This window comes from Elstera litoralis, assembly GCF_000963705.1.
GTDB lineage: Bacteria > Pseudomonadota > Alphaproteobacteria > Elsterales > Elsteraceae > Elstera > Elstera litoralis.
The window spans coordinates 1-908 of sequence record NZ_LAJY01000750.1; the positions used below are offsets into that span (position 1 = coordinate 1).

Annotated in this window: 1 protein-coding gene and 1 pseudogene; both read right to left on the reverse strand. The window is 55.8% G+C overall.

The genetic code is table 11. The features are described from left to right. Positions 1-478 (reverse strand): hypothetical protein (locus tag VZ95_RS19535; RefSeq protein WP_045777350.1); only part of this gene is annotated, 478 nt, incomplete at its 3' end. A 208-nt stretch (positions 479-686) separates the two neighbouring features. Continuing rightward, positions 687-908: pseudogene (gene glnA, locus VZ95_RS19540) on the reverse strand (glutamine synthetase); the annotation flags it as partial.

The window sequence follows — 908 nt, forward strand, 5'->3', positions numbered from 1 at the left end:
TCCGGATGATCCCGCGCAACTGCATATCGGGTTTCACATCGTCGGGCGGATCATATTCGCCCAGCAGCATGCCCGACAGCGACCAATTGATCGTCGGGTAATTCATCGTGACCTTCATCGGGTCGCCCTTATCCGGATTATCTTCCGGGCGCAGCGAATGCATATATTCCATGAGGGCAAAACCCTCTTTGCTGATCCAAGTGAACTCCACTCCCAGCAACTGCTTACCCGCGTCGGCCCGCGCCACTTTGGCTTCGAACAGGCCGACCGTGGTGCGGTTGGGGAAGGTGAACGCGCCGTGGAAGGTCGCCCCCACTTCGAGCGGCCCCCGGTAGTCCTTCAGAATCATATGCGAGAAAGACCAGCGCAGCGTTTCAAAAACGGTCGCGAATAGGTCCACCGAAAGCGTGGGGATGGTATAGCGCTTGTCCCGGTGGGCGCCGCTGGCCTGGGGAGCATTCCCCCCTTTCGCCGCCATTCCTCGCATCATGGGTAAACCGTCCCTTGGAACCTATTGATCTGGATGGAGTGTTATCCATCTCCATGCGTAAAACGCGTATCGACTGAATCACGAACGCTAGCCTAACGCCAGCGAAATTTACCGGAAAATGGCCTGGAAACGCCATAAAAATAATCCCCCGCTGCCAAAACGGCAGCGGGGGATGTACAGAAGGCCCGTAGGTTTATTACGCGCTGTAATACATTTCGAATTCCACCGGATGCGGAGTGGTTTCGAAACGCATCACTTCTTCCATCTTCAACTCGATGTACGAGGCGATTTGATCGTCGGTGAACACATCGCCGCGCTTCAGGAAGTCGCTGTCTTTTGCCAAGCTTTCGAGAGCTTCACGGAGCGAGCCGCAAACCGTGGGAACTTCCTTCAGTTCTTCCGGCGGCAGATCGTACAG